This window comes from Xanthobacter autotrophicus (assembly GCF_030015065.1).
In the GTDB taxonomy this organism is placed as follows: domain Bacteria; phylum Pseudomonadota; class Alphaproteobacteria; order Rhizobiales; family Xanthobacteraceae; genus Xanthobacter; species Xanthobacter autotrophicus_D.
This window is the reverse complement of sequence record NZ_JAIVFN010000205.1, coordinates 1-3,889: the sequence shown is the minus strand read 5'-3', so window position 1 is coordinate 3,889 and position 3,889 is coordinate 1. Positions and strand designations below refer to the sequence as shown.

3 protein-coding genes are annotated in these 3,889 nt (G+C 67.0%); 2 read left to right on the top strand and 1 reads right to left on the bottom strand.

The features are described from left to right. Window positions 1–98 precede the first annotated feature (98 nt). On the bottom strand, window positions 99–1,055 hold the full coding sequence (locus K9U40_RS22220; protein ID WP_282892282.1) for a homocysteine S-methyltransferase family protein: 957 nt from the start codon (window positions 1,053–1,055) through the stop codon (window positions 99–101). A 239-nt stretch (window positions 1,056–1,294) separates the two neighbouring features. Between K9U40_RS22220 and K9U40_RS22215 the strand changes: the two genes are divergently transcribed. Further along, window positions 1,295–1,921, top strand: a complete 627-nt coding sequence (locus K9U40_RS22215) for a TetR/AcrR family transcriptional regulator (RefSeq protein WP_282892281.1) — start codon at window positions 1,295–1,297, stop codon at window positions 1,919–1,921. Between the two features lie 606 nt (window positions 1,922–2,527). Then, window positions 2,528–3,850: a proline--tRNA ligase gene (proS, locus tag K9U40_RS22210; RefSeq protein ID WP_282892280.1), complete on the top strand. Its 1,323-nt coding sequence runs from the start codon at window positions 2,528–2,530 to the stop codon at window positions 3,848–3,850. The last annotated feature ends 39 nt before the right edge of the window (window positions 3,851–3,889 follow it).

Here is a 3,889-nt window from a genome sequence, read left to right as displayed (position 1 = left end):
GGGCAGGGAGGGGGCACGGCGCTTTCCGCCCGGCGGCCCTTTGCAGTCAGGTCAGCTGCCCCCTCCCCCGTAAGGGGAAGGGGGAGCCGTCCGGCGCCTCACGCCGCGGCGCTCGTGGCGGTGCAGGCGAAGCGGATCTGCTCCACGTGGCGGTGATCGGTGCCGCAGCAGCCGCCCAGCACGGTGAAGTGCGGCATGCGGCTGCGCAGCTCCCCATAGAGCCGGCCCAGTTCCACCGGATCGCCGGCATCGAGGTCCGGCGAGGCGTCGAGCTCCGCATGGCTGCGCCGTGATGCGTTGGCTCTGAGGCCCCGCAGGCGCTCCATCCAGTCCGCACCCGGCTCCAGCACATGGGCGAAGTGGGTGGGGTGGGCGCAGTTGATGAGGTAATAGGCCGCCGCCCCGCCGGTGGCCGCATCGGTCTCGCGGATCGCCTCCTTCAGCGTCTGGCCCGAGGGCAGGCGGCCGTCGGTCTCCAGCGTGAAGGAGATGGCCACCGGCAGCCCCGCCGCCTGCGCCGCCTGCACGATGCCGATGGCCTCGGCGCAATAGGTCAGGGTGTAGGCCGTCACCATGTCGGCGGTGGTCTCGGCATAGAGGCCGATCTGCCAGGCGTGGTAATCGCGCGCCTCATCCGGCGTCATCATGGCCCCGGCGATATAGCCGTCGCCGCGCGGGCCGACGACGCCGGACACCACCATGGGCGAGAGCGGCGTCTCGTGGCGCGCGCGCATCTCCTCCATCAGCGCGATGCCGCGCCGGTTGGCATCGGCGAGGGCCTCGCGGGACAGGCCCATCCTCGCGCCCCAGTCGGGGTTCGAGCGCCAGTTGGGGGAATCGAGCACGAAGCCGAGCCCAGCGGCTGCCGCCGCGCCGGCATACTGATCGTAATAGGCGGCGAGGCGCTGCGTGCCTTCCGTGTCCTTCAGCAGGTCGGCGGCGGCGAAGCAGGGCAGGTCGATGCCCTGGTGGAAGACGAGGGTGGTTTCCAGCCCGCCATCCATCAGGAACAGGCGGCCGGCCAGTTGCGGCAGGGCCGCGCGATACTTGCTCATGGTGATCTCCGTCCAGAGGAGGGCGGCGGCGGTATCCGAATGAAAGGACTGCCGCCGTCCCGTCGGATCGAACCGTGCGTCCAGGGTGGCCCAAGTTCTACGCTACTCGTGGTCAATCCCGATGAAACGCGGGGCAAGTCATTCCGCGTGCTTTCATTTCCGGATCCTGCCGAGTTGTGGGATGATGTCCCAGGGGAAGGGTACGTTGGTGTCAACTGTACCTATGGTACATCAAGGCCATGCTGGAGCAGGTCCCGAGACGGGGTAGCAACACGCGCGAGCGGCTCCTGGCCCTCGCCGAGGAGGCGGTGCTGGCGAAAGGCTTCGCCGCGACCTCCATCGAGGAGCTGATCGCGGCGGTGGGCATCACCAAGAGCGGCTTCTTCTACCATTTCAAGGACAAGGCCGAGCTGGCCAAGGCCATGATGCAGCGCTACCTGGAGCGCGACCGGGCCCTGCTCGACGACCTGTTCGCCCGCGCCGACGAGCTGAACGAGGATCCGCTCCACGGCCTGCTGATCGCCCTGAAGCTGTTCGCGGAGAACATGGCCATGCTCGAGGAGGCCCATCCCGGCTGCCTCGCGGCCTCCTTCTGCTATCAGGACCAGCTCTTCAACCGCGAGATCCGCGACCTCAACGCCCAGGGCATGCTGGAATGGCGCGTGAGGTTCCGCGAGCGCTTCGATCTGATCGCGCGCACCCATCCCCCGCGGGAGGCGGTGGACCTCGACGCCCTCGCCGACATGCTGGCGACGGTGGTGGAAGGCGGGCTGGTGCTGGGGCGCGCGCTGCGCGATCCCTCCATCCTGCCGCGGCAGGTGCTTCAGTTCCGGGCCTATGTGCGGCTGGTGTTCGCGGGAGGCTGAGGCGCGAGGCCCCGGATGGTCACGATGCAAAGAAGGATGCAAAAGAAAAAGGCGCAGCCCGGGGCTGCGCCTTTGTCATTCCACGGGGCCCTGCGCCGCCTGCGGATCTAAGTCCGCTTCTTGAGCCGCGCGGCCGAGCCGTGATGCCGATACCGTATGCGCCAAAAGGCATTGAGTGCCAAGCAGCGGCCGTCGGTCGGCTTATTCTTCGATTCCTCCCGAGACCCGGACCGCGTTCACCGTCCATCTGGCCGGCCGGTGACGATCCCCTTTCTTGTGCGAGGTCAAAATAGAACAAGAATCTGTCGTTTGTCATCCTTGCGCCGCAATAAGCGCATTGCTGCAATGCACTATGGTTGTGAGACACCGTGTCTGTCATTCGAAAGGCGCATGGCTACCTCCATCGGGCCGCATCCGCCGTGGCGGGGCGCGCCGGCGCCGCCGTCTCGTGTCCGGAACAGCGCGCGAGATCATTTTACCGGCCGGCCCTGTGGCGGAAGCCGCGCACGCGGCGCCGTCGCGGGCCGCTGGCTCTTGTGTTTTAGCTCCCCTTCCGCTTTCACTCGCGCCGACTTCGTTCCCAGGTTTGAGATCCAGAGCCCGCCGATGCGCCTGTCCCGCTATTTTCTCCCCATCCTGCGTGAAGTGCCCAAGGAAGCGGAGATCGTTTCCCACCGCCTGATGCTCCGCGCCGGCATGATCCGGCAGGAATCGGCCGGCATCTATGCGTGGCTGCCGTTCGGCCTCAGGGTGCTCAACAAGGTGTGCAACATCATCCGCGAGGAGCAGAATCGCTCCGGCGCCATCGAGATGCTGATGCCCACCATCCAGTCGGCGGACCTGTGGCGCGAGAGCGGGCGCTACGACGACTATGGCAAGGAGATGCTGCGCATCAAGGACCGCCACGAGCGCGAGATGCTGTTCGGCCCCACCAACGAGGAGATGATCACCGAGATCGTCCGGGCCTATGTGAAGTCGTACAAGGCGCTGCCGCTCAACCTCTACCACATCCAGTGGAAGTTCCGGGACGAGGTGCGCCCGCGCTTCGGCGTCTACCGCTCGCGCGAGTTCCTGATGAAGGATGCCTATTCCTTTGACCTCGACGCCGCCGGCGCCCGCCATTCCTACAACAAGATGTTCGTCGCTTATCTGCGCACCTTCGCAAGAATGGGGCTGAAAGCGATTCCCATGGTGGCGGACACCGGTCCCATCGGCGGCAACCTCTCCCACGAATTCATCATCCTCGCCTCCACGGGGGAGAGCGAGGTGTTCTGCCACGGCGACTACCTCGATATGGCGCCGCCCTCCGCCGACGTGAACTTCGACGACGCGGCCGGCCTCCAGTCCGTGTTCGATCGGTGGACGCAGCTTTACGCCGCCACCTCCGAGAAGCACGAGGAGGCCGCCTTCGCCGCCATTCCCGAGGCGCGGCGCATGGCCGCGCGGGGCATCGAGGTGGGGCACATCTTCTATTTCGGCACCAAATATTCCGAGCCCTTCGGCGCCAGGGTGCAGGGGCCGGACGGCGCCGAGCACACCATCCACATGGGCTCCTACGGCATCGGCCCCTCCCGTCTCGTCGCCGCCATGATCGAGGCGAGCCACGACGACAACGGCATCATCTGGCCGGATGCGGTGGCCCCGTTCCAGGTGGGCATCCTGAATCTGAAGGCCGGCGACAGCGCCACCGAGGCCGCCTGCGAAAAGCTTTACGCGGAATTGACCGCCGCCGGCTATGACGTGCTCTACGACGATACCGAGGAGCGGGCCGGCGCCAAGTTCGCCACCGCCGACCTCATCGGCCTGCCGTGGCAGATCCTGGTCGGGCCGAAGGGGCTCGCCGACGGCAAGGTGGAACTCAAGCGCCGCGTGGACGGCTCCCGTGAGCTGATCGCGCCCGGCGACATCCTGGAGAGGCTGAAGGCATGAGCGTCACCGGGGCCGCGGTGCCGAGGGGCGGGCAAAGGG

Coding starts and splice junctions, on each gene's coding strand:
- K9U40_RS22220 (WP_282892282.1), bottom strand. CDS start 1,055: ATGAGCAAGTATCGCGCGGCCCTGCCGCAACTGGCCGGCCGCCTGTTC.
- K9U40_RS22215 (WP_282892281.1), top strand. CDS start 1,295: ATGCTGGAGCAGGTCCCGAGACGGGGTAGCAACACGCGCGAGCGGCTC.
- proS (WP_282892280.1), top strand. CDS start 2,528: ATGCGCCTGTCCCGCTATTTTCTCCCCATCCTGCGTGAAGTGCCCAAG.